Origin of the sequence: Fodinibius saliphilus (assembly GCF_005869845.1) — a bacterium.
In the GTDB taxonomy this organism is placed as follows: Bacteria; Bacteroidota; Rhodothermia; order Balneolales; family Balneolaceae; genus Fodinibius; species Fodinibius saliphilus.
In genome coordinates, this window is the sequence record NZ_VAWF01000001.1 from 613,179 (window position 1) to 638,045 (window position 24,867).

Here is a 24,867-nt window from a genome sequence, read left to right on the forward strand (position 1 = left end):
AAATAATAATTAAGCTTTGGATCCTGCTTGTACGAATTTAAGCTGTTACCTTTGGACCTGCTTTAATCAGTTCATCACTTGCTTCATTTTCGAACTGCTCAAAGTTTTCCGCAAACATCTTGGCTAACTGATCGGCCTTTTCATCATAAGCATTTTGGTCATCCCAGGTATTACGGGGAATAAGCACGTCGTTAGGTACCCCATCAACATGTTTCGGAATAGCTAATCCAAATACCGGATCGATCTTAAACTCCACATCTGCAATATTTCCATTCAGTGCTTCGCTAAGCATCTGGCGAGTATGGGTAAGTTCCATACGGTGACCTACACCATGGGGGCCGCCGGTCCAACCAGTATTGAGTAACCAAACAGTTGAGTTATGTTTGCGAATTTTCTTAGCCAGCAATTCTGCATAAACAGTAGGATGCAGGGGCATAAAAGGTGCACCGAAACAGGCAGAGAATGTTGCTTGTGGTTCTGTTACCCCACGTTCGGTACCAGCTACTTTGGCAGTATATCCACTAATAAAGTGGTACATTGCTTGCTCTGGGGTAAGCTTGGATATGGGAGGCAGTACTCCAAAAGCATCACAAGTTAAGAAAATCACGTTGTTTGGATGGTTCCCGGTACCGCTTTCACTTGCATTGGGAATATAGTGGATAGGATAGGAGCAACGCGTATTTTGTGTATAACTGGTATCATTGAAGTCAGGTGAACGATTTTCGTCAAGTACTACATTTTCGAGAATCGTTCCCGGCATCTTCGTAGTTGCATAAATTAATGGTTCTCCTTCTTCAGATAAGTTGATTGTTTTTGCATAACAACCTCCTTCGATATTAAAAACACCATCTTCGCTCCACCCGTGCTCATCATCACCGATAAGGATACGGTCTTGGTCAGATGATAACGTTGTTTTACCAGTTCCGGAGAGACCAAAGAATACTGCTGTTTCACCATCCTCACTCATGTTCGCCGAGCAGTGCATGGCCATAACATCTTGCTTGGGCAGCAGATAATTCATTACCGAGAAGATACCTTTCTTTACTTCGCCGGAATACAGCGTACCACCAATAAGAATAATTTTCTTATCAAAGTTTACGAAAATAAACGTTTCGGTTTTAGTATTGTCTACTTCAGGATCTGCCTTGAAGTTAGGAGCGGCTAAAACAGTAAACTCCGGTTCATGACTTTCAAGTTCTTCTTTAGAGGGGCGTACAAACATATTATGGGCAAATAACCCGTGATAGGCCGCTTCACTTACTACCCGTACATTGAGCTGATATTTCTCATCGGCACCCGCATAGCAGTCTTTAATATATAACTTCTTATCTTGTAGGTAGTTAGTAACTTTTTCAAAAAGGTTATCAAACACCTCTTCGTCTGTAGGTTGATTAATCTTGCCCCAGTCAATATCATCATGGATTGAGGGTTGATCAACAACGTACTTATCTTTGGGAGAACGGCCGGTATATTCTCCTGTTAGTATGCGAATTGCATAATCGTCTGTTAATGTAGCCTCACCATTCTTTATTGCTTCTTCATAAAGCTCAGGAGGAGTCAGATTCCACAGTGTCTTACTGTTGTTTTCTAACTTCAAATATTCAAGTCCCACAGAGCTTTGCGGGTGTGTTTGATTACTCATCTGATAAGTGATTTTGGGATATTTTTAAGTTGTAATTATCGGCTTTTTAGTAATCGAGATAACAATCTTAGGTACTTCTAAATAGAGAAGTCAGTATAAGGATTTTTCTAGTGAATATGGGGAGGAAAATAGAATGCAAAATTTTTGATGGATAGGGTCTATTAACCCTATATAAATTAGGTGATTTTGTACTTTTACACTAAATAAAAGCGGATTTATAAGGGGTATCCTACATTTAATAAAAGAGTAAATTTGATGCTTTGAGCTTGTTGCGGTAGTATTTTATTGTGTGTATTGTTCACGGAGTAGAAATATTGATATTATCTAAATTGGAAATGGGTAAATTGCAAATTCATGAAAAAATATTGCATGGATTGCTTTATTAAGGCTCAAAAAAATCTTAAAACCATAGTAGGTTAAGGTGACTTTTTTAGTCCATACAGGTGATGAAATATGTGTAATACCTTTTTTTGAAAAGTAAAATCGCGGTGCAATTGATGACTATTTAGTTAGACGTAATAAAACCTTATAACAATAGCACCTTTCTTTTATGGTAATTCTTTTTGAAGGTATACATATCGGAACCAAAATTTTTAAAATATTGCTTAAATAATTATACGCCATATAATGGAGAGTTTTCAAGGTTGACTTTTGCGTATATATCAAGAACATTAGTAATATAAAATATATCACTAACTAACAGAGAGGATTGAAATATGTTTAAGAGAGGGATTACTATAGCATTGACATTTCTAATTTTAGTGTCATGCCGAACTGAAGATTCAAATACAGATAATAAGTCAAAAGAAAAATCACAGCTTCTATCAGCGAATGTTTTTGAGGCTGTCCCTATGCCAGGTGAACTGATAACGGGGAACCCGTATCCAACGGATTCTACAACTATTAAAAAATGGGTAAGTTCATCATCTGAGGTGAATAACCTAGAAACAAACCGAAATATTATTAGCCATGGTTGGGGAATATGGCAGGCGTTAACTGAATTTACTGACCAACAGATCAATGGTCAGAAGTTACGTCGTTTTGAAACATGGTATACGCCAGATGATATTATTACTGCTTACAAGAACAGGAAAAAGAACGATCAGGTAGAACTACATCATGTTAAACGAAACAGAGGAGAGCTTAAAACTCTGCGTCAGTTTCATGCAAGTATGAAAGCTTTGCCTAAACCGGGAGAGGCCGGAGTCATAGGATTTGTGAAGTATGATCCAACTGCTGCAGACCATATATTTGAAAATAATTTATTCTATCAAAGCACACTAGATGAGATGTTGGTCAAGGGGAGGATTGCAAATATTTCTAACTTTCCCAATAGTGGTGTTTCTTTAAAACCAGTATTTAAGGTGTTAACGAAACCTAATGCAGATGGTGTATATAGTATTGCTGCTTGGCCGGGAGATGGGGGTAAGCCCGAGCGGCCTTTTGGTAGTAAGGAATGGAACCATAGTGTATATGTTACAGAAGATGGGGAAACAGATCGCTCTCAAAATATTTATTCGATAAATGATTTTATCCATTTTAAACTAGATAAAGAGCAGGCAAAGCAACGAAAGGATGCCAAAGCTGGTGACTACGCTGTGCTTTTAGGTATGCATGTTACTACGCGAGAGATTACGCGCTGGTCATGGCAGACATTTTGGTGGTCCGAAAATCCTGACAAGCCTTACAGTCCAAGCTCTAGTATTATAGCGGGGTATCGCCCCATAGAACAACTGGATCGTGCTGCGAATCACTATGCTATGGCTGTTGCATATAATATGGTTCAACCTGCACAGGCCGAACGGGGCGGTTCTGGAAAAAATGCAGCATCTTTGTATGCCTATAACCCGTACCTTGAAGCGGGATTTGGATTGGAAGTATTTAAAGAGGGAAATAAAGATGTTCGCGAATATTATCCTAAATCCTATCAAAAAGTTGGGGAAAAGATGAATCTCTACGGCATGCAGACAAATTGTATGAGTTGTCACGGACAGGCGCGGTATGATCCGCAATCAGTAGGGACACACTTTTATTTAACGGATCAATATTTCTCTATGGATGCTCCATATTTTAAAAATAAAGTAAAGGTGGACTTCACCTGGAGCATTATCGGTAATCTAATTAATGATAATGAAGAGCCAATTGAGATAGAAAAAAAGAAATAGTTTAAAGCTTAATGTTGAAAATAGAGAGTTAAGTGACTCTCTATTTTTATTTAACCTAAATTTTTACAGGATAGGGGGGTAATTTGTTTTGCTCCAACCCAATTATATTAATAACAGAACTTTTGCATTTAATTGATCACAATGAAATGTAAATAATGATATAATTTATTTACTATTTACCAGTTTTTTTAAACTCTCTATCTTTTTTTTCAACGAGTTGTCGAGTTTATTATAGTTACTTTTCGAAATGTTAGAAATCTCAGAGAGAAGCTTACGGGCTTTATCAAATTTATTTTGCTTGGCAGCAAGTTCAGCTTGATTAGTTTTGATATTTATTATTCTCGGATGATTTTCAGGATGTTTTTTTTCTAAGTTATGTTGTGCTTTTTTTAGGAAAGTTTCGGCAAGTTTATACTCTTCTCTAAGAAAGTATATTTTAGCATATTTATTGTAAAAATTGCCTAGTCGTGGATTCTCAGGGTTTATTTTTCGCTGAATTTTTAATGCTTTTTTGAGATACTGTTCTGCTGAGTCCAGTTTGCCAGCATCTAAGTAGTTACCACTTAGTGTACCTGAAATATTTGCAATTTCTTGGTGTTCTTCGCCATAAAGACTATTACTCATTTTTAAAGCATCCTTATTGAGTTCTATGGCTTTTCTTATTTTACCCTTGTTATTATAGAGATTAGCCAGGTTGACTAAATTTGCGGCAATTCCTGGGTGGGGAGCTTCTGTTACTTCTCGAACCATTTCGAGTGATTCTTTTTGGATAGTTATTGCACTTTTATACTTTTTCTGAAAGCGAAGAATTGAGGCATAAATAAATAACGTTTCAGCTGTCTTGACATTTGGTTCTTTATAAAGAGTTTTACTTATTTTTAAAGCTTCTTTTATGAGCGTCAAAGCGTTACCATAGTTTGCCTGTAAGCGTTCTACATATGCTAAATCTCTAAGCGATTTAATATATTCATCAGTATTTTTACGTCGAATGTGACGATATATATTTATTGATTCCTGCAGTGCCTTCGTAGATTTACTATAGTTTCCCAAGTCACGTTGGATGATACCATATACGTTATAAGATTTTGCTATTTTGGCATTCTTAACTTGTTCTTTTGCTAATATATTAAGGGCCTTATTTATAAGTGTAGATGCTTTTTGAATGTCGCCTAGTGTACGGTAAGTCCGGCCCATTGTAGTTAATACTTCAGCTTGAACCAACGGGGTCTTTTTAAGATTTTGAACTTCTTCAAAGCTACTATCGAGAAAATCTGTAATAGATACGGTATCTCCCTGGGCTTCACTGGGGGTGTTTGCCTCGATCATACTTGTTAGAAAGTTAGTAACGGCAGATGCTTTTTTAGCTTCCAGTTGTGCTTGATTGCGTTCTTGTGAAACCTGGATGCTATGATAACTGAATAAGCCTATTAATATGATTAAAAAGGCCGCTGCCGTGTTAATGACTATTTTATTCCGTTTTAAGAATTTCGTTGCTACATAGCGAAAATGTTCGGCACGTGCTGTAACCGGTTGATCGGTACCATAGCGACGCAAGTCTTCAACAAAGAGTTCAATTGAGTTATATCGGTTAGCAGCTTTTTTGCGCAAGCTTTTACGCACAATAGCATCCAGATCTCCGGAGATAAGCTTAACAAGCTTATGAGGCGAAAAGCCTCGTTTTGCTGCGATTTTTGATTGGGTATCGGTATCTAAAGTTCGAAAATGAGAAGAAGGTTTAGGAGCAGTTTTTTGAGTAATTAGCTTTTTTAGCTCTCCCCGATTTTTTGTTTCACCAGGTTCAAATGGATGAACACTTATCAGCAGTTTATATAAAACTATGCCCAGTGCATAATTGTCAGCAGCGGTGGTTATGGTTTCATGATTTATTTGCTCCGGGGCAGCATATGCCAGAGTAAGCATTTGTGCACCGGCCTGAGTTTTATGGATATTTTCTATTTCGGAGTTGGAATCAAGCAGCTTTGCGATACCAAAATCCAATATTTTTACTTGACCTTCCGGGGTGATGAGTATATTCGCAGGTTTTAAATCGCGATGGATAACGAGGTTATTATGGGCATACTGCACAGCGTTGCACACTTTTCGGAACAGGGTAAGACGTTCATCAATAGAGAGGGTATGCTCATCACAATACTCGTCAATAGGTTGTCCATTGATATATTCCATCACAAGGTATGGAAGTCCCTCGTTGGTAACACCGCCATCATAAAGCCGCCCGATATGGGGGTGGTGGAGACTGGCCAGGATATTTTGTTCCTGTTTAAAACGAGCAATATTGGAGGGGGTGTCCATACCGCGCCGAATTATTTTAATAGCCACTTTATGGTGGAAAGCCCCGTCAGTACGTTCGGCCAGATAAATCGATCCCATTCCGCCATGTTCAATCAATTTTGTGATGGAGTAGGCCCCAAGTTGTTTTCCAACAAGAGAAGAGTAATGCTCATCAGGTAAATCTTCAATGATATTAGGAATCAGAATATCTTTTTCTACACTGCCGGTTTCCAAGAAACCCTCTGAGGACTCAATGGATTCTAAGAGTTCGGTAATCCATGACTTCAGCTGTTTATTATCGCCACATTGCTGTTCAATAAAGGTTAGGCGTGTGTTTTTAGGCTTGGTTAAGGCCTCATCAAGAATCTGTTCAACCCTATCCCAATTTGTTTGTCCCATACTTTTATACCCTGTTAGTGTGGTAATTTTATCTGGCCGAAAGATGACATTTTTTATTGTTTAAAAACTCTAAGGAAGGAACAAAAAGTTTTAATTAATTAAAATAAGGATTAGCTGTTAGGCTTTATAGCCAGTATTTAAGTTAAGTGGTTATATGCAGCAAAAAAGTTGGTCTCTCATTTCAGTTCTTTATAAAGCCATCCCCGGGCCTTAGCCCAATCTCTTTTTACGGTGCTTACAGAAATATCCAAAACATCAGCCGTTGCATCAATGGTCATATCCCCAAAGAAGCGAAGTTCTACTATATCTGCCATCCGTTGACTGAGTTGGGCTAGTTCAGCAAGTTTTTTATCAATTTCTAAAAGGGTTTCAGCACTGGTGTCTTTATTTAAAAGACCATCAATATATGTTAGTTCGTGCTGGTTCCCGCCACGTTTTTCAGCCTTCTTTTTACGAGCATGATCAATTAATATCTGACGCATACAGCGCGATGAAATGGCAAAAAAGTGGTTGCGATCAGTCGCTTCTATACTCCCTTGCTGCACCATTTTTAGATACACTTCATGGACCAATGCTGTTTTGGAATAGGTTACTTCAGAATATTCCTTGTTTAGCCGAGCATGGGCAAGCTGTCTAAGTTGGTTATACACTAAAGGAAATAAAGCGTCGTAGGCCTTTTCCGAACCTTCCTTAATATGTACCAATAGCTGGGTTATTTCCGCTTGGGATTTCATAGGTGCAAAAGGGGTATTAGATTCCAATAATTGTGTAGAGATATATTTGTGATGAATATAATAAATACTTTGAACCAATTGTGCTTACCGGCTCGCATTTACAAGCAGTAGCCCCCAAGGCTCTTCAAGAGTAGATAACAATAGATGTCTTGGATCTTAATCTCAATAAATAAAAAATAAAATTATGAAATATTTAGTTACTGTTATAGCGGTTATTGCTTCTGTTTTTTTAATACAGGGGTGTAGCAGCAGTCCTTCAGGCTCAGGAAAGTCGACTAATCCACCTACCTTAGATGCGGTAATCGATCATTCGCCTAGTTTACCCGAAACCAATGTTGAAGTTAACTTGGATGCCGGCAATTCCAAAGACGAACAGAATATCGGCTATGATATTCAGTGGTCACTTACGAACAAACCAACAAATAGTTCAGTTACCTTAAGTAATACCACTCAACCAAAGATAAAGTTTATCCCCGATGTCGCGGGTGACTATGAAGTTAAACTGGAAATAGAAAATAGTTCAAAAGGCATAATCGATGATGCCACTACAACAATATCCGTTATATCATCTGAATCAACAATAGAACTTGAAGGTGATATTAATACCGACAGTACCTTAACAGATATATTTTCAGAACCTAGTATTCCGGACTATTTAGTAGTTGGTGATGTTGACGTCAATGCTAAGTTAACCGTTGATCCAGGTGTTGTAATACATTTTAAAGAAAACTTGGGGCTAAAAGTAGCGAGCGACGGTATATTATCGGCAGTTGGTACTGACAGTAATAGAATTATTTTTACTGGTGAAAGCCAATCTGTAAATGGATTTTGGAAAGGCATTAATATTTATTCAAATACTGTAGAGAACGCTATCAAATATGCCGAAATAAGTTATGGGGGCAGTAAATCTGCGGGTACTTATTTTGAGGCTGCAAATATAACGATTGATCAGGCTAAAGTTCAGCTTGCCAATACTAAAATATCTAACAGTGGAATGTTTGGGATTCAAACACGGCGAAGTGGTTCAGAATTCCCAATGGAAAATATGGAGTTCAGTAGTAATGATGATGAACATGCATATGTCCATATCAGTCAATTGGGTTATTTTGACAGTGGAAGTTCTTTTGACGGTGGATATGTAGAAGGCTTTGGCGGCTCAACAAAAGCTGACCTGGATATTTCGGTGTTGAATGGGGCAAAGTATAGTATTTTGGATAATGTAGGTTTCGATCACCTTGTGACTATTGATGCAGGTACCCAAATCGAGTTTGTAGCTGATGCGGGTTTTAAGGTAGGTAATAATGGAACCATCAAAGCCATTGGGGCAGCTAATAATAAAATTATATTTACCGGTACGGCAAAAACTCCAGGGGCCTGGCGAGGCATATTTATCGGGTCACCTTCTGTTGATAACATCTTGAAGCATGTTGAAATCAGCTATGGTGGCAGTATAAATATGGCTACCTACTTCAATAAGGCCAATATGGTCATTGATCGGGCCAAAGTTGAGCTAGACAATGTCGAAATAACCGGAAGTGCAGGTTATGGTATTCAAACCCGCCGAAATGGATCTACATTCACTCTAACCAACTCCTTGTTTGATAATAATCAGAACTCTGATATGCGAATTCATCCAACGCAGGTTGATTTTATTGACAACCTAACCAACTTTAATGACGGAGATGTGGAAGTCTATGGAGGAGATACAGAGGCCACTGGCAGCGAAACCTGGAGTAACCTTAACAACGGGACGTTCTATTTTTCAAGTTCGGTAAGTATTGAAAAGGAAGTGTCGATCGAGGCCGGAACGCTGTTTGAAATGGGGACTGATGTTAAGTTATTAGTATCTAGTGGTACTGATCCGGGCGTAATAAAAGCGATAGGGACTAGTAGTAATCCTATTATCTTCACAGGGCGTTCTAAAGTGAAAGGAGCTTGGCGTGGTGTCTTAATAGCTTCTGGTTCTGTTGATAACGAGATGGATCATGTTAAAATAGAGTATGGAGGAAGCAGCGATTTGGCGACTTATATGCCAGCCGGGAATTTAGGGGTATATAACGATGCTTATCTGACTATTTCGAATACAGAGATCCAGAATAGTGCCAATTATGGTTTCATGGTACGGGAAACCCGGGGTGCTACCGTTGCGGGAACAAATATCACTTATTTGGATAATTCAAACTCTGATTTTTATGATTATTAGAATAATGGGCTAATTGATAAATGATTTAAAGGACTGTCGTTAATCTGGCAGTCCTTTTTTATTTAAAACTCTTTTTTATCCTCTTGTTAGAGGATTTGTATATTTACATTCATCGTTGATTTTAAAAGTGCGCTCCATGAATATAAAAAAGGTAACGTTAGCACTAATACAGTGCAGATGCTCTTCTGATATCACAGTAAATATGAAGAAGACTATAAAAAAGATTGAACAGGCCTCAAATGATGGGGCACAAATAATATTATTACAGGAGTTATTTCAGACACCATACTTTTGTCAAACTGTAGATGAAAAATATTTCGATTTGGCACAATCCATACCAGGTCCAGTTACTGAAGAGCTTTCAAAACTGGCAAAAGAACTGGAGGTCGTAGTTGTAGCGCCGTTTTTTGAGCGAAGGGCTGCTGGTATTTACCATAATTCCGTTTGTGTTATAGATGCAGATGGTAACTTAATGGGGACATATCGCAAGCATCACATCCCGGATGACCCTGGTTTTCATGAGAAATATTATTTCACACCCGGAGATGGGGGATATCGGGTTTTTGATACCAAATATGCTAAAATTGCTCCATTGATATGCTGGGATCAATGGTTCCCTGAAGCTGCCCGTATTGCAGCACTAAAAGGCGCTGAACTGCTTGTATATCCAACTGCTATTGGGACATTGCCGGATGAAAAAGGTGAGATTGGAAAGAGCTATCTAGATGCATGGCAAACAATACAAAAAAGTCATGCAATCGCTAACAGTTGTTTTGTGGCAAGTGTGAATAGAACTGGAGAGGAGGGAGAGGTCAATTTCTGGGGACATTCTTTTGTAGCAAGTCCTTTTGGAAAAGTATTGGCAGAAGCAGGTCATGATGAAGAGACTGTGATCGCTGAAATCGACATTTTAGAAATTGAAAATCAGCGAAGAGTTTGGCCATTCTTTAGAGATCGAAGGATAGATACTTATCAACCTATAGGAAATCGGTATATTGAAAATGATTGAACGCTAATCACTTTTTAAATTATTATACAACCAGTTTTTAGCTTGGTTCCAGTCACGCTTTATGGTTCTTTCTGATAATTTTAGTGATTTGGCAATATTATGCATGGTCATATCATGGAAGAATCGCATTCTAACTACTTTGGCGAGCCGTTTGTTATAAACTGAAAGTTCTTCGACCGATTTACTTACAAGGCTGTAGCTTTTTGGGCATTCATTTGCTGATCCCAACTCTTCATGAAAAGTTATTTCCTGGTAGTTGGTACCACGTATTTCTGTATCCTGTTTACGAGCCTGATCTATTAGAATTTGATGCATACAGTTAGAAGCAATAGATAGAAAGTGATTGTAGTTATTACATTTCAAACTTTTTTGCTTCAGCATCTTTAAATATAGCTCATGTACCAGGTCAGTGTTGCTAATACCATTTTTATTTTTCTCAGGCATTAGTTGTAGATACGCACGTTTTTTTAGCTCTTCATAAAGAAGTGAGAATAGTTTGTTATATGCTTTCTGAGTGTTGACGTGAATATTATTAACAAAATACGATCTCTTTGTATCATCCTTTTTTATAGTCATATCCTACCCCTTTTTTATTAATTCCCTTAATTAAAAAAGCATTTTTCAGGTAAAATTGAAATAAATTAGGAAAATTTGTCACTTTTCTCATAAATTTTACGCATTATATAAGTGAGGGTATTTGTAAAAGGTAGGAAATTAAAGAGAGGCGCATATTAAGCATCACAGGAGTGATGTTATGTTAAACCGCTGTAAAATACAGCGTTAGAGGGTCGCGGAGAGATGTCAATAAATGACGCATATTAAGGTTAAGGGCAGTGGGGTTGATACTCACTGCCCTTTTATTTTTGTCTGTATATAGTATATTTGAGCAACCCTCATAACTTGAAGTGTAGAGCTACTGGCATCTCAAAATTAGATTGAAATATGCTTGAAAAGATACCTGCAGAGTTGAACTATTCCCTGTTACCCGAGTGGCATAACCACTCAGCTACTCAAATGCATTGGCCTTCAAATAAGAAGACGTGGCCTGGCAAACGTTTACAAAAGGTGGAGTATGTTTATCTGGATATTATTGAGGTATTACATCGCTATGAGAATATTCACCTCTTTGTTGATAACAGGATACTACATGAGCATGTTGTAAATTTGTTGAGGGAGCGAAATATTAATCTAGATAAGATTATATTTCATATCCAATCAATTAATGATGTTTGGGCTCGAGATTGTGGCCCCATTTTTGTTTATCGAGAGGGGGAAGAAGAGGCTGAGTATGCGATAACAGATTGGGAATATAATAGTTGGGGAGATAAATATCCTCCATATGATTCAGATAATAAGTTACCTAGCTACCTTGCCTCGAAGTATGGTATAAGTCGTTATGAACCGGAAATGGTTTTGGAAGGTGGGTCTATAGATACCAATGGGGATGGAGTCTTGATAACAACGGAATCTGTATTATTAAATCGCAATAGGAATCCCCAAATGACAAGAGATGATATTGAGCAACGATTACAAGATTTTTTAGGGATACAGAGAGTAATTTGGCTAAAAGGAGGGTTGGCAGGAGATGATACCGACGGCCATGTGGATGATGTTGCCCGTTTCTTAAATAAAGATACAATACTGGCAATGCGTTCTGATATTGAGCATGATATCAACTATAAGGTGTTAGATGAAAATTTAGAAATATTACAGCGGGCCACTGACCGCCATGGATATTCATTTGCGATAGAAACCTTGCCATTACCTGAAACCCGTATAGAGGATAGAACAGTTGATGGGTCAAGTCACGTGCCGGCCAGCTATACCAATTTTTATATTGCAAATGAGGTCGTATTGGTCCCATTATATGATGAGCGTTATGATCAAGAGGCCCTTAGGCTTTTCAGACAATATTACCCTGGTCGCGATATTGTTGGCATACCATGTGCCGATCTAGTATGGGGACAAGGAGCAATACATTGTATTACGCAGCCCCTATACGGCTTATAGAATACCAGGGGGATAGGCAGCTAACGCTTGTGGTGCCTTTCTTTTATGTTTTTAATATAGCTCAGGGCTTTTTGTATACGTAAATCGTTATCATTAAAGTTTTTCTTGAATATGGAAACCGCTTTTGAGAAATATTTTTCTGATATTGAAAAATTTTGTTGGTGATATTTAAGGAGACCATAATTCATAAAAAACTCCCCAATCCGGTAGTGATCTTGCGGGAAATGGTTTTCATAGATAGGTTTCGCCTTAGTAAAAATGGAATCTGATTTTGCATATTTCTTGGCCTTCATTAAGATTGAACCTAATTTATTCAGGTCTAAGCCAACTTCAGGATGTTTTTCTCCTAGGCGTAGCTTGTCTATAGTGATTACCTGTTTTAACAACTTTTGGGCTTTACTATATTTTCCTAGATCCATTAATACATCTCCAAGGTTATACATAGGAATTGCCAAGTCTGGATTGGTGCTGTCCATTTTACTTCGATAAATAGCCAGTGATTTCTCGTAGTTATTCTTTGCCTGTTGTAAATTGCCTTGAGCTTTTTGAATAATGGCAAAGTTATTAACACTCTTTGCATATATAACAGAGGAATCGCCATAGATACTTTTAGTTAGGTCAATATCCTTGAGTGCATATTTTTCGGCTTGTTCCCATTCGCTTAAGACGCGGTAATTTCTGGCTAATAATCCATAGCTGGCACTTAATTCAGAACTATTGGGACCATACAACTTGATGAACTCTTCCAATGCTTCAAGTAGGTATGATTCAGCTTTCTTATGTTTGCTGGTACGATGATATAATAATCCCATTCGATACTTTGTACGGGCAATTTCGGGATGGGAGTGTTCATAATAATTCTTGAAATAGGAGAGAGCCTTTTTAAAATGTTTCTCAGCTAGCCCATATTCACCCAAAAATAACTGAGTTTCTCCTAAGTTTGCTAAAGTAACGTGATAAGAAATATTGTCTGTCTTATGATATCTTTTTTTAAGACTATCCGATTTTAGAAATAAGTTTTCTGCTTTTTGATATTGAGATTGCAAAAATTGATTACTTGCGTATATCGCAAAAGGTTCTGCCAACTCAGGTGAATTGTCTCCATATAACTGTATTTTAATATCAATTGCTTTGCGAATGTGTTTTTCAGCCAAGTTGTATTTGTGGACTTCGTGATAGTAACTTGAGAGATGGGAATGAATGTTAGCAGTTTGTAATGACTTTTCACCATAGTGTGTAATACTTCTATTTAATGCTTTTGTTAAAGCTTCTTTAGCGGTTTCGAATGCATCCACATTTGATAAAGCATCCCCAATTGCAGAGAGCATTTCAATGTATATTTTCGGTTGATCATTTAGCTCTCGTTCTGTTCTATGGAATCCAGCCAAGAGTAAATCATTGACTGTGGCATTATTGCCAGCATAGCTTTTCATATCTGGATTGCCGGTATTAAACATCTGAAGCATAAAGTTTTTTACTTGTTCAGCGCGTTCTGCTTCAAAACGCGCCTGATCACGCTCTTTGGCAATGCGCCAAGTATAAAAGCTTGCAAAACCGATGATGAGTAAAATAACACCTACAACTGTAGCAAGGCCTTGTTTATGTCGTTGGAAAAACTTTTTTGACCGATACTGCACTGAATTTTGACGTGCGGTAACTGGTAATCCCTTACGGTAATTTTCTAAATCACTTAAAAAATCATTGGCAACACGGTAGCGTTGGTCAGCTTCTTTACGAATGGCTTTGAGTACAATTGCATCCAGATCGCCTCGTAGCTTTTTTTTAAGGGTTATCGAATCAACTGATGAGCTTGGGGATGAGGGGTCCTTTTTTAATATAATATGTTCAATTTCATGTTGTGAGATATCTTCAAAATTGAAAGGAAAGGCCCCTGCTAATAATTGATAAAATATGATACCGAGGGCATATAGATCGGTAGCTGTTGTGATATTGGTTTCCTTAATTTGTTCAGGTGCTGCATATTTTGGAGTCAGAAGTCGTGCTCCTGTCTGTGTTAAAGAAGCATCCTCTTCTTGGTGGAGTTTGGATATTCCAAAATCGAGTATTTTAACATTCCCGGATTGATCGACCAGGATATTTCCAGGTTTCAAATCCCGATGAATAACCAGGTTCTCATGGGCATGACGAACGGCTTGTAGTACTTGTTTAAAAAGCTCAATTTTATCATCAATCGAAGTATTGTATTTGCGGCAATATTCATCAATAGGCATGCCGTTAACATATTCCATGATGATATAGAGAAACCCGTCATCGGTAACTCCGCCGTCAAAAAGCTGGGCTATTCCGCGATGGCTAAGGTTCGCTAGAATCTGCTGTTCTCTTTTAAATCGTTGTATATTTGATTGTGTAGCTCTCCCATGTCGAATTATTTTGATAGCCACCTTGTGATCAAATTTTTTATCATCACGTTCAGCCATATAGACTGTACCCATACCACCTTCTCCCAAGATGCTTTTAATAGAATAGGAGCCAACTTTTTTACCTATTAGGGAATTTTCTTCAGTAATACTCTCAATTTCGTTACCTAGTTCGTTATAAAACTCCTTCTTGTATGTAGATGGGTTGTCAAGCCAGCCTTCTGACTCAAAAATCGAGTTAAGGAGTTGGGTGACTTCTATTTTGAGGGTTTTATTATTTTTACACCTTTTTTGGATGAAAGCAGGGTGCTGATCTTGGGGTAAGTCTAATACTTCATCAATAATAGTCTCTACTTCTTGCCAGTCGAGTTCACTCATGCCAAGTACGAGTCAATTAATAGTTATTGTGGTCCTTCATTATGCACCTACGTAAAAGAATATGTAAGGTAGGTCAAATTACTCCATCTTAAACCGCCCTTTCAATTCTTTGTATAGCCAGCCCCGAGCCTTCATCCAATCACGTTTAACAGTACTCTCAGAAATGCCTAAGGTATTTGCTGTTTCTGTAATTGTCATTTCTCCAAAGAAACGCATTTCAACAACTTTGCTGAGTCTGCTATTTAGTTTTTCCAGTCTATCAAGTGCTGCATCAATATCCAGAAGTTCTTGTGACTTTTTATTCTGATTCTTAAAAATTTCGTCTATATACGTGAGATCTTTCTGTTTACCTCCACGCTTTTCAGCCGTTTTCTTGCGGGCATAATCGATTAAAATTTGACGCATACAGCGAGAGGAAATTGCTAAAAAATGGCTTTTATCAGTGAAGTTAATCTTCGACTGATCTATCATCTTTAAATAGGTCTCATGCACGAGTTCAGTCTTTGAGAGGGTGTGGTCCGGTGACTGACGATGCATGTGTGAATAAGCTAGCTTCCTAAGCTCTTCATAAATAAGTGGGTAAAGCTTTTCGTAGACCTTCTTTTGACCATCTTTTAACTGGCAAAGTAGTTGAGTGACTTCTGATTGAGATACCATAGATGATTAATCTGGATGAGCTGTTTTATAATCTCTTGTCGTATGTAACAATGGAAGACCGTAATAAATGTTCCTGAAATTAAAGATTTCTAATATCAAATTACTAAATCATGACTAACAAAGCTACAATATTCGGATTAATAATGTCAGTGCTAATCCTCTTCGGCTGTTCAGGAAACAGTACTAGCCCAGACAATGGAGGAGGTGATGATGGAGGCGGAAATGGCGGAACACCTACTGCAACTGCAGATGCAGGAACAGATTCGGAGGAAGCTGTTGGGTTTGAAATATCAGCAGATGGATCCGGTTCGACGGGAAGTGGAACTATCAGTTATTCCTGGAGTTTTACTAATCAGCCTGCCAACAGTACAGTCACCTTGTCAAATGCATCCTCAGAAACCCCTACTTTTACACCTGATCTGCCTGGGGAGTATATTTTGGAACTGGAGGTGAGTTCTGACGGTGAAACAGATGCTGATACTGTTGTATATTCAGCAATAGCTAAAAGAATATTTGTTGATGCAAATAGCGGTACTGATGAAGATATTAACGGCTATATGGAGGCAACACCTTTGAAAACGGTATCCGCAGCATTGACACGCATTGGCAATAATGATAGTGATCCCTTTTTGGCAATCGATACCATGCGTGTTGCAAAAGGGACCTATGACGAAAATAACGGAGAAAGTTATCCTTTGTCCTTTATCGGCAACTTGATTGTTAAGGGAGACCAGAGTGTCGATCGTAGCAGTATACACCTGCTGAGTCCAGATGTTGAGAGGGACCCGGCAATTAAAATTGGAGAGGGAGTAATATTAAGACACCTACATATTGAAAATGGTTATACCGGGGGAACGTTTAATGGCGACCCCGATGCGGTATATATATGGAGCGGAAGCGACATGAGCTCATCAACAGTTGCATTGGAGGATATTAAAATAACAATGAATGCCAGGGAAGGAGTAGCCATATCAACCGGCTCAAATATGACAGTAGATGTTCGGGGCTATAACGGTACCCGGAGCTATATTAACGGGAATAATGTTGGACGTGCTTATCTAAACCGATTTAACACTTCAAATGTAACCCTAAATATTAAAGATACGGATATTTCAAATATGGGAGATGTTGGAGCTATCGAGGTTGATGATGTTCATAATCTTACTATTAATGTCACCAATTCGGTATTTAAACCCGGTACAGGGCATGTGAATGCCTATGCTTTCGACCTGGAAGATGATGTGGATCTAACATTAGAAAATACGACTATTACCAGCAGTACCGGGTCAACATCAGGTGCTCGTTTTAAATATGGGATAGTAATGGACAATGATCAGCCAAATACTAATATCGAGATTCTGAACTCTACTATAGAGTATACGCAGTGGTCAGCAGTTTTAATGCGTGCTTCTGTTGTTAAAATAACTGATAGTATTATTGAAGGAGTGCTTACACAAGAGTCTAATGTGAATTTAGCCTATGATGCTATCAGGCAACTCGATGGTACACTGATAGTGCGTGGAACTACATTCAAAGATATTAATACCAGTGCAATAGATGTTGGAGGACCTAATTTGCCCAATGACAATAACTTTTCTGTGGATTTGGGTACTGATCAGGATCCGGGTAACAATGTTTTCCAAAATGTTAGGGGATGGGATGTACAGGTATCGCGTAGTGGTGAGGTAGTGAGTGAATTACCGGCATTCGGAAATAGCTGGTCTAATGGAGCTAGTCCAAGATGCAGACAAGATGTAAGCGATTATGATCTTGGAGAAATATATGTAAATGATCAGGGGGGGAGCCTACGCTGGGGAACCGGCAGCTCAGAGATATGTAACTAATGGTAAATTTGAATACTCTGACCTTGAGCATAACTTTTACCTATGTTAGGCTGAACCTTATTTGAGCATCTGGTAGGCAAATAGTAACAATCCTTATACCTATTAAAAGAGGGCGGTACCGATATTCCAGGTGGCCGCCCTTGGGGATTGTAAAAAGGATATAAGTTAATATATAACCTTGTCAAGACTCGTTATAACTGATGCCAGTCGAATTGCATCAAAGATACGTTTTTCGTTGCTGTCTAGTTTAAGAAGTGATTGTTCATGCGATTGTACACACAATTCACATCCATTAGCTGCTGAAACAGCAAGGCTGACAAGCTCAAAAAACTCTTTTTCAAGTTTTGGCTTTGCCATGATATTCATTTTGATGCCGGCTGATTGCTTGTCGTACTCTTCTTTGTCAACAAAATGGCGGAACCGGTACAGTACATTATTAGCTGCCAACAGAGAAGCACAAGCTACGGCGTCACCAATTTCTTCTTCCGTGGCCTCATGGTCTCTAGCCAGTGATTGGAAGTACTTTTTAAGCGGTTCGTTTTTTTCATTGACAGCTATAGCCAGTGCAATAATAGCTGCTTCCTTTTTGCTCAAATGATCTGACTTTAGCGTCTTTTTCAGGTTAACTCTGAGATCTTTGATATAGCGAGAATCGCCATCAACGAGTGCATCAAGGGAAGAGGAAGAGTATTCTTCCTCTAGCCCTAAATCTTCAACCAGATCATCTTTTACATCTTTAGTATCTGCTATTCCAAACATAAAACGTAAGAGCTTAAATTATACGGTAAGAGTTTCTTCACCCTTTTCCCAGTTGCATGGGCAGAGTTCATCTGTTTGAAGCGCATCAAGAACCCGAATAACCTCATCAACGTTACGTCCAACATTAAGGTCATTAACGCTTACCCAACGGATAATTCCATCCGGATCGATGATGAAGGTAGCACGGTAAGCTACTTTTTCATTGGGCTCCAGAATGCCGAGTTCTTCAGCAAGAGACTTAGAGGTGTCAGCCAACATTGGGAACTTTAGATCACGAAGATCCTCATGGTCATTTCTCCATGCAAGGTGAACAAATTCAGAATCTGTGGAAGCTCCGATGAGGGTACAGTCCCGGTCACGAAACTCGTCAAAACTGTCATTGAAAGCAGCAATTTCTGTGGGGCAAACAAAAGTAAAATCTTTTGGCCACCAAAACATGGTTGTCCACTGATCAACATCATTATCTAAGATATCGTCAGCGATATCAGTGAACTCTTCCCCTTTTTCTAAGGAAATGCATGCTGTTTTTTTGAATTCTGGAAACTTTTGACCTACTGTGATCATTCGTTAGTATTGTTTTTTAATTGCAATTTGTTTTGAAGGAATTTTAAATCGAAGAGAAGGTAGGAGTGTTCAGGAGAAGTCTAAAATCGAGTTTATCTATCGGGGCTAATAGAGAAGGTTTATTAGGATCTGATATTGGTTTTACAGATTGAAATAGGTCGCCTGCTCCTTTGGGATATGTACTTCTGGTTTTTCTTTTTTAATGAATCGCATAATATCAGCAATGTCTTCAACTTTCAGTGTGATAGAGGCTGACTCTACATCAATAAGTTTGTGATAGCTGGCATTTTCACGACTTTGGTACATAAGATGGTAAGAAGTGGAAAAGTCGAATAAAGCTTCTGAAGGTTTGCGCTCATTGTGGGAAGTAAATTTTAATGATTCAATATTATCAACCGGTATTTTTATAGTATTTTCATATAAGGTGCCTTTACTAATTTCAATGATGAGCGTTCGTTCCTCAAAATAGAGTACAAATTTATAAAGGGGCTCAGATAAAATAAAAATGCCTCGAAAACTAATTAGAAATAAAATAAGGGCTGCAACTTGGTTGGGATTGAACATATTCCAATCTATAAAAATGAACGATCCTGCCAGCAGGTAAGTGCCGAGAGAGGTACACACAAAAATCACCAATCCCCAAAAAAGATGCTGGCTCTCCTCAAAAATATGTAATTCGTTATACACCATTAAATTGGGATTAATCAAAAATTTTGCCAATATAAATTTCCTCAAAGAGGAAATCCTTAAATTTTGAGATATTCATTAATAAAAGTCCCAGACGTTTAATATCTTTCGCCATCAAAATTAACTGATAATCAATAGTTGTACATGAGCAGTTCGGTTCACGAAAAATATGAAGCAGTTATTGGGCTTGAAGTCCACGCCCAGCTTTTAACAGAAAGTAAAGCTTTTGCGCCGGTATCCACAGAATTTGGCGGATCACCGAATACCCAGGTCTCACCACTTTGTTTAGGACATCCGGGTACACTTCCTGTCTTAAACGAGAATTTAGTGCGTTATATTATTAAGATGGGGTTGGCTACCAACTGTGATGTTGCCCGGAAGTCTATATTTGCGCGGAAAAATTATTTTTACCCAGATCTTCCTAAGGGATATCAGATTTCGCAATATGATACACCGATTTGCCACGATGGGCATATAGATATTACAACGGATGGTGAAGATAAACGGATCGGTATAACCCGTATACACATGGAGGAGGATGCCGGAAAATCGATTCATGATCAGGACCCTTATCATACCTTGATCGATTTAAATCGGGCCGGGGTACCGTTGATTGAAATTGTATCCGAACCCGATATCCGAACACCTGCTGAAGCGTATGAATACCTGAAACGAATTAAGCAGATTGTACAGTACCTGGAGATCTGTGATGGCAATATGGAAGAGGGTAGCCTCCGATGTGACGCTAATGTTTCGGTACGTCCTATTGGTCGAGAAAAGTTTGGTACTCGTACCGAGCTAAAAAACATGAACTCTTTTCGTAATGTTGAGCGGGCCATTCAATACGAAATTGATCGGCAAATTGCACTTATCGAAGATGGTGGGGAAGTTATACAACAGACATTGCTCTGGGATGCTAATAAAATGGAAACCCGGACTATGCGTAGCAAAGAAGAAGCGCATGATTACCGTTATTTTCCCGAGCCGGATATTCCACCGGTTGTTGTAACCGACGAGATGTTAGGGGAAATTAAGGAAAAACTTCCGGAAATGCCTGATGTGCGAAAAAAGCGATTTCGGGATGATTTTGATATGAGCATCGCTGATGCCCAAACGCTTACCGAAGATCGGTATCTGGCTGATTATTACGAGACGGTGCTTTCTTATGTTGATTATCCAAAAGCGGTAGCAAACCTAATTTTATCTGAAGTACTGCGTGTACTTAATGAGCAAAGCATTGGGATTAAAGACTTTTCTATTTCAGAAGAACGACTAGCAGGGCTTATTGAGCTTCGGGAAGGAGATAAGATAAATTCTTCAGCAATGACTGAGATTTTTGATGCGATGCTTGAAGAAGATAAAGAAGCTGAAATACTTGCTAAAGAGATGAACTTGATACAAGTTTCTGATAGTAGCTTTATTGAGCCGATTATTGATGAAGTTCTTGAAAAGAACCCTGATGAAGTAGAACGATATAAGGATGGAAAAAAAGGACTAATCGGATTTTTTATTGGCCAGGTGATGCAACGTTCACAGGGAAAGGCCAATCCCAATATGGTTCGTGAGATCATTAGTGAACGGTTGGATGACTAATTAGGGGTATTGCATAAATTCTATTCTATTTTAATATGACAACTTTTATACATCGGTATTTGGGGATAGTCCTGATCGGGCTAATGGCATTGGCATGTTCTAAAAAATCAAACATAAAGACGGCACATATATCGGCTGAATTTTCAGTTGCTGACTCAGTACAGAGATCGAATGATTACTCCGGTATTGGGTTGGCTGTTATAAAAAAAGATTCAGCAAATACTAATGCTGATACCCTGTTTTATGCCATTACGGATTCAGCAGGTGAATTTTCGGGGCAAGTTTCATTTGAGAAGAAACAGCGATATCCTGCTATCATAAGTCGAAACAGCACAAATTTGGGAAGGGTTGGAATAATACTTGCTGATGGAGATTCTATCCATATTAGTGGAACGTTACCAAATTTGGAAAAGTCATTTTCAATTTCCTCGACAGAGCATAATGCGATGGAAGTGTATGACCGAGTTAATAAAAACTTCAGTAGAGTTCAGCGTTATGCACAAGCAGGACTGCTAAAAGGAGATACTCTCAGGCAAGAATACGTGAAATTTAGCGATATCTATTGGGATGTCTACGCTGAACAACGAGGTACTTTTGCATCAGAACTTGCGGCACGCAGGGCAATTCAGGTACTGCAGGGGATAGATAATAATAAAATGATGGCACGTCTCCGCGCAGTGCAAAAACAAGATAAATTTAGTGATGTGGGGGCAACGATTGGTAAAAACTATATCGCTAAGACTAGAGGATTAGACCCGGCTCTCAGCTATTTGGATACATTAAACGATATTACAGAGAATAAGAACAAATTGATGCTTATAAACATGGAACGCATCAAACTTTTGTATGACAGTGCTCGTGTTGATGCAGCAAAAAAAGAATTAGATGCATTTAAAGAACGGTTCTCTGAGAGTAATCAGCCTGAAGAATGGGTTAAATCTATGAGTTATGACTTAAGTTATTTATCACCGGGTGATACTATCCCAACTTTTGCATTTGAGGATAACGGTCGAAAAATAAGTCAACAATCCTTATTGGGTACTCCTTATATCCTTGAAATAACAGATCTGTCGAATCGATTATATCAGAGCCAATTTGATCGGACAATAGCAATTCATAGTATTTATAAAAATTTTGGTTTACAGGTCATAACGTTACCACTCAATCAAAGCCAGATTACCATTGATGCTTTCTTTGAAGAACGACTTAAACCGTGGCCGGTTGCCGATGCCGAGTCTTTTGATAGACAACAGTTAGTAGAAAAATTCAATATTCGATTGGTCCCAACACGTTTCTTGGTTAGTAGTAAAGGAAAAATTATCCGAAAATATGTAGGTACTGAATATCAAGACGTCATTAATGGTATTAGAACACTCATTAAAAAAGAAAAAAAACCAGCATCATGAGGAACTTTTTAATTGCCGGCAATTGGAAAATGAATTGTGGCATATCTGCTACAACCGAACTTCTTAATGGTATAAAAGAAATCACAACGTCACTGCCCAAGGGTGTAGATGGTTTGGTATGTCCGCCTTCGATCTCATTACATGCTGCAGCCAATGTATTGCAAGGTATTGAAGGCCTCTCTCTGGGAGCACAAAATGTCCATTTTGAAGATAATGGAGCCTATACCGGAGAAATAAGCACTCAGATGTTAAATGAAATTGGGTGTGAATATGTGATTTTAGGCCATTCAGAACGGCGTGAATACTTTGGAGAGACAGATAAAATTGTAAATGCCAAGGTGCTAAAATCGTTAGACGATGACTTGAAAATAGTTATCTGTGTTGGTGAATCTCTAAAAGAGCGAAAAGCGGATGAGCATAAGTTACGGGTTCGTAAGCAAATACAGGCTGCTCTAACAGCCGTTGAAGAGAAAGATGCCGCAAAGGTCGTGATCGCCTACGAACCTATTTGGGCTATAGGCACAGGAGAAACAGCAACTCCTGATCAGGCTCAAGAAATGCATAAGATGATTAGATCAGTGCTTGAAGGAGTGTTTAGCCAGAAAAAGGCCGAAAAGATTCGAATACTATATGGAGGTAGTATGAAGCCCCATAACGCAGAGGAACTTTTACAACAACCTGATGTTGATGGAGGGCTTATTGGTGGAGCTTCATTAAAGGCCGATAGTTTTACTGAGATTATTGATATTGCTGATCAACTTTCATCATAACAGAAATAACAACTTGTTTTGAAGTTGAAGTCGGTTGTTGTAAACATTATTTGTAAATAAAAAATATTTCCAGGAAGAATAAACCAGCAATAACACATGAATGTACTACTTCTAGGAAGCGGTGGACGTGAACATACTATGGCGTGGAGCATCGCCCAATCAGATAAGTTGAACCAACTATATATTGCGCCGGGCAATCCGGGGACCGCAGAGTTAGGGACAAATGTTGATCTGTTACTGTCAGATTTTGATGCCATCCTCAAATTTATAGAGAAGCATGATATATCGCTAACGGTAGTGGGGCCCGAAAAGCCGTTAGTCAATGGCATTACTGATTTCCTAGAAAAACACGGTCATAGTGTTTTTGGACCGTCGAAATATGCTGCTCAACTCGAAGGTAGCAAGAAGTTTGCCAATGAGTTTATGAAGGAAAACCGTATTCCAACAGCCGATTTTGAAACCTATACCCGCAGAGAGTTCGATAAAGCACTTGGAGTCATTAAATCAAAGGGGGAATATCCCGTAGTGCTGAAAGCAGATGGTTTGGCCGGTGGAAAGGGCGTTTTTATCTGTGAGACAGAACAAGAAGTTGAAAAGCGTCTTAATGAGCTTAAAAAGAGTGATAAATTTGAAGATGCTGCCCAAACCCTGGTCGTTGAAGAATTTATGGAAGGGCAGGAGGCTTCGGTCTTTGTTATTTCTGATGGTCAGACTGCTAAAATTCTACACTATGCGCAAGATCACAAACGAATTGGGGATGGTGATACCGGACTGAATACTGGTGGTATGGGAGCTTATGCCCCAACTCCTGTAATTGGCAGTCGTATGCTCCAGCGCGTTGAAAAAGAGATTATCTTGCCCACAATATCAGCAATGTTATTAGATGAGCATCCTTATAAAGGTATTCTTTATTGTGGTCTCATGATTACAATTGACGGACCCAAAGTGGTAGAGTTTAATTGTCGATTAGGAGATCCCGAGTGTCAGGCTATTTTACCTGCAATTGAATCTGACTTTCTGGATTTAATGTATGCAGCTTCTAATGGTGAGCTCGATTCTCGAGATGTAGCGATAGATAAACTATATCGTTGTTGCGTGGTTTTAGCCTCCGATGGGTACCCTCTGGAATACGAGAAAGGGAAAGAAATTTCGGGTATTAATGATGTTTCTGATGATACATTGGTATTTCATGCTGGCACAAAAGAAGAAGATGGCCATATTTATACCGACGGCGGCCGGGTAATGAGTGTAGTAGGTGCTGCTGATACGTTAGGTAAGGCTATTAAAAAGACTTATGATGAAGTAGATAAAATCTCTTTTGAAAACAAATACTATCGAACGGATATTGGAGCAAAAGGACTAAGGTACAAAGACCAATAG

At 38.6% G+C, this 24,867-nt stretch carries 18 protein-coding genes; 9 read left to right on the top strand and 9 right to left on the bottom strand.

The annotated features are described in order from the left end of the window. Positions 1 to 37: 37 nt before the first annotated feature. Positions 38 to 1,642 (bottom strand): phosphoenolpyruvate carboxykinase (ATP), encoded by a 1,605-nt coding sequence (gene pckA / locus FCN14_RS02515; protein ID WP_138429517.1) that lies wholly within the window; start codon positions 1,640 to 1,642, stop codon positions 38 to 40. Between the two features lie 716 nt (positions 1,643 to 2,358). On the opposite strand from pckA, the gene FCN14_RS02520 reads away from it, so the two are divergent. Continuing rightward, positions 2,359 to 3,807 carry a hypothetical protein gene (locus FCN14_RS02520; RefSeq protein WP_138429518.1) on the top strand — a complete coding sequence of 483 codons (1,449 nt, stop codon included), beginning with the start codon at positions 2,359 to 2,361 and terminating at the stop codon, positions 3,805 to 3,807. Between the two features lie 165 nt (positions 3,808 to 3,972). Here FCN14_RS02520 and FCN14_RS02525 read toward each other — a convergent pair whose 3' ends face one another. After that, positions 3,973 to 6,495: a serine/threonine-protein kinase gene (locus tag FCN14_RS02525; protein WP_138429519.1), complete on the bottom strand. Its 2,523-nt coding sequence runs from the start codon at positions 6,493 to 6,495 to the stop codon at positions 3,973 to 3,975. A gap of 176 nt (positions 6,496 to 6,671) precedes the next feature. Next, positions 6,672 to 7,229, bottom strand: a complete 558-nt coding sequence (locus FCN14_RS02530; protein ID WP_138429520.1) for an ECF-type sigma factor — start codon at positions 7,227 to 7,229, stop codon at positions 6,672 to 6,674. Positions 7,230 to 7,413: 184 nt separating this feature from the next. Here FCN14_RS02530 and FCN14_RS02535 point away from each other — a divergent pair, with 184 nt between their 5' ends. Further along, the gene (locus FCN14_RS02535) at positions 7,414 to 9,432 is read left to right on the top strand and encodes a hypothetical protein (protein ID WP_138429521.1); all 2,019 of its coding nucleotides are present in this window, start codon (positions 7,414 to 7,416) and stop codon (positions 9,430 to 9,432) included. A 136-nt stretch (positions 9,433 to 9,568) separates the two neighbouring features. Beyond that, positions 9,569 to 10,441, top strand: a complete 873-nt coding sequence (locus FCN14_RS02540) for a carbon-nitrogen hydrolase (RefSeq protein WP_138429522.1) — start codon at positions 9,569 to 9,571, stop codon at positions 10,439 to 10,441. A 3-nt stretch (positions 10,442 to 10,444) separates the two neighbouring features. Here FCN14_RS02540 and FCN14_RS02545 read toward each other — a convergent pair whose 3' ends face one another. Further along, positions 10,445 to 11,017 (bottom strand): ECF-type sigma factor, encoded by a 573-nt coding sequence (locus tag FCN14_RS02545; RefSeq protein WP_138429523.1) that lies wholly within the window; start codon positions 11,015 to 11,017, stop codon positions 10,445 to 10,447. 366 nt (positions 11,018 to 11,383) lie between these two features. Here FCN14_RS02545 and FCN14_RS02550 point away from each other — a divergent pair, with 366 nt between their 5' ends. After that, a complete protein-coding gene (locus tag FCN14_RS02550) occupies positions 11,384 to 12,451 on the top strand; it encodes an agmatine deiminase family protein (protein WP_138429524.1) in 1,068 nt (355 codons plus the stop codon). Positions 12,452 to 12,471: 20 nt separating this feature from the next. Here the strand turns inward: FCN14_RS02550 and FCN14_RS02555 are convergent, their stop codons facing one another. Together FCN14_RS02555 and FCN14_RS02560 are read right to left on the bottom strand one after the other, a co-directional pair. Further along, on the bottom strand, positions 12,472 to 15,207 hold the full coding sequence (locus FCN14_RS02555; protein ID WP_138429525.1) for a serine/threonine-protein kinase: 2,736 nt from the start codon (positions 15,205 to 15,207) through the stop codon (positions 12,472 to 12,474). A gap of 78 nt (positions 15,208 to 15,285) precedes the next feature. After that, a complete protein-coding gene (locus tag FCN14_RS02560; protein ID WP_138429526.1) occupies positions 15,286 to 15,864 on the bottom strand; it encodes a sigma-70 family RNA polymerase sigma factor in 579 nt (192 codons plus the stop codon). Between the two features lie 110 nt (positions 15,865 to 15,974). Between FCN14_RS02560 and FCN14_RS02565 the strand changes: the two genes are divergently transcribed. Then, positions 15,975 to 17,708: a PKD domain-containing protein gene (locus FCN14_RS02565; protein ID WP_138429527.1), complete on the top strand. Its 1,734-nt coding sequence runs from the start codon at positions 15,975 to 15,977 to the stop codon at positions 17,706 to 17,708. Positions 17,709 to 17,873: 165 nt separating this feature from the next. On the opposite strand, the gene FCN14_RS02570 is transcribed toward FCN14_RS02565, so the two are convergent. The 3 genes from FCN14_RS02570 to FCN14_RS02580 all read right to left on the bottom strand — a co-directional run bounded on the left by FCN14_RS02570 (position 17,874) and on the right by FCN14_RS02580 (position 19,766). Continuing rightward, positions 17,874 to 18,467: a carboxymuconolactone decarboxylase family protein gene (locus FCN14_RS02570; RefSeq protein ID WP_138429528.1), complete on the bottom strand. Its 594-nt coding sequence runs from the start codon at positions 18,465 to 18,467 to the stop codon at positions 17,874 to 17,876. 18 nt (positions 18,468 to 18,485) lie between these two features. Next, positions 18,486 to 19,031, bottom strand: coding sequence for a peroxiredoxin (locus FCN14_RS02575; protein ID WP_138429529.1), 546 nt, complete (start codon positions 19,029 to 19,031; stop codon positions 18,486 to 18,488). Between the two features lie 141 nt (positions 19,032 to 19,172). Further along, positions 19,173 to 19,766 carry a hypothetical protein gene (locus FCN14_RS02580; protein WP_138429530.1) on the bottom strand — a complete coding sequence of 198 codons (594 nt, stop codon included), beginning with the start codon at positions 19,764 to 19,766 and terminating at the stop codon, positions 19,173 to 19,175. A 96-nt stretch (positions 19,767 to 19,862) separates the two neighbouring features. Here FCN14_RS02580 and gatB point away from each other — a divergent pair, with 96 nt between their 5' ends. From gatB to purD, 4 genes are all read left to right on the top strand, one after another. Beyond that, on the top strand, positions 19,863 to 21,311 hold the full coding sequence (gene gatB / locus FCN14_RS02585; protein ID WP_138429531.1) for an Asp-tRNA(Asn)/Glu-tRNA(Gln) amidotransferase subunit GatB: 1,449 nt from the start codon (positions 19,863 to 19,865) through the stop codon (positions 21,309 to 21,311). Between the two features lie 35 nt (positions 21,312 to 21,346). After that, positions 21,347 to 22,717 (top strand): TlpA family protein disulfide reductase, encoded by a 1,371-nt coding sequence (locus tag FCN14_RS02590; RefSeq protein ID WP_138429532.1) that lies wholly within the window; start codon positions 21,347 to 21,349, stop codon positions 22,715 to 22,717. After that, positions 22,714 to 23,487 (top strand): triose-phosphate isomerase, encoded by a 774-nt coding sequence (tpiA, locus tag FCN14_RS02595; RefSeq protein ID WP_138429533.1) that lies wholly within the window; start codon positions 22,714 to 22,716, stop codon positions 23,485 to 23,487. Before FCN14_RS02590 ends, tpiA begins: the two co-directional genes overlap by 4 nt. 96 nt (positions 23,488 to 23,583) lie before the next feature. Then, positions 23,584 to 24,867: a phosphoribosylamine--glycine ligase gene (gene purD, locus FCN14_RS02600; RefSeq protein WP_138429534.1), complete on the top strand. Its 1,284-nt coding sequence runs from the start codon at positions 23,584 to 23,586 to the stop codon at positions 24,865 to 24,867.

What these genes read in the sequence shown, in the direction of transcription:
- FCN14_RS02590 (WP_138429532.1), top strand. Translation starts at nt 21,347, where the DNA reads ATGACAACTTTTATACATCGGTATTTGGGGATAGTCCTGATCGGGCTA.
- FCN14_RS02575 (WP_138429529.1), bottom strand. Translation starts at nt 19,031, where the DNA reads ATGATCACAGTAGGTCAAAAGTTTCCAGAATTCAAAAAAACAGCATGC.
- FCN14_RS02545 (WP_138429523.1), bottom strand. Translation starts at nt 11,017, where the DNA reads ATGACTATAAAAAAGGATGATACAAAGAGATCGTATTTTGTTAATAAT.
- FCN14_RS02535 (WP_138429521.1), top strand. Translation starts at nt 7,414, where the DNA reads ATGAAATATTTAGTTACTGTTATAGCGGTTATTGCTTCTGTTTTTTTA.
- pckA (WP_138429517.1), bottom strand. Translation starts at nt 1,642, where the DNA reads ATGAGTAATCAAACACACCCGCAAAGCTCTGTGGGACTTGAATATTTG.
- gatB (WP_138429531.1), top strand. Translation starts at nt 19,863, where the DNA reads ATGAGCAGTTCGGTTCACGAAAAATATGAAGCAGTTATTGGGCTTGAA.
- FCN14_RS02565 (WP_138429527.1), top strand. Translation starts at nt 15,975, where the DNA reads ATGACTAACAAAGCTACAATATTCGGATTAATAATGTCAGTGCTAATC.
- FCN14_RS02540 (WP_138429522.1), top strand. Translation starts at nt 9,569, where the DNA reads ATGAATATAAAAAAGGTAACGTTAGCACTAATACAGTGCAGATGCTCT.
- FCN14_RS02570 (WP_138429528.1), bottom strand. Translation starts at nt 18,467, where the DNA reads ATGTTTGGAATAGCAGATACTAAAGATGTAAAAGATGATCTGGTTGAA.
- tpiA (WP_138429533.1), top strand. Translation starts at nt 22,714, where the DNA reads ATGAGGAACTTTTTAATTGCCGGCAATTGGAAAATGAATTGTGGCATA.
- FCN14_RS02520 (WP_138429518.1), top strand. Translation starts at nt 2,359, where the DNA reads ATGTTTAAGAGAGGGATTACTATAGCATTGACATTTCTAATTTTAGTG.
- FCN14_RS02530 (WP_138429520.1), bottom strand. Translation starts at nt 7,229, where the DNA reads ATGAAATCCCAAGCGGAAATAACCCAGCTATTGGTACATATTAAGGAA.
- FCN14_RS02560 (WP_138429526.1), bottom strand. Translation starts at nt 15,864, where the DNA reads ATGGTATCTCAATCAGAAGTCACTCAACTACTTTGCCAGTTAAAAGAT.
- FCN14_RS02555 (WP_138429525.1), bottom strand. Translation starts at nt 15,207, where the DNA reads ATGAGTGAACTCGACTGGCAAGAAGTAGAGACTATTATTGATGAAGTA.
- purD (WP_138429534.1), top strand. Translation starts at nt 23,584, where the DNA reads ATGAATGTACTACTTCTAGGAAGCGGTGGACGTGAACATACTATGGCG.
- FCN14_RS02525 (WP_138429519.1), bottom strand. Translation starts at nt 6,495, where the DNA reads ATGGGACAAACAAATTGGGATAGGGTTGAACAGATTCTTGATGAGGCC.
- FCN14_RS02550 (WP_138429524.1), top strand. Translation starts at nt 11,384, where the DNA reads ATGCTTGAAAAGATACCTGCAGAGTTGAACTATTCCCTGTTACCCGAG.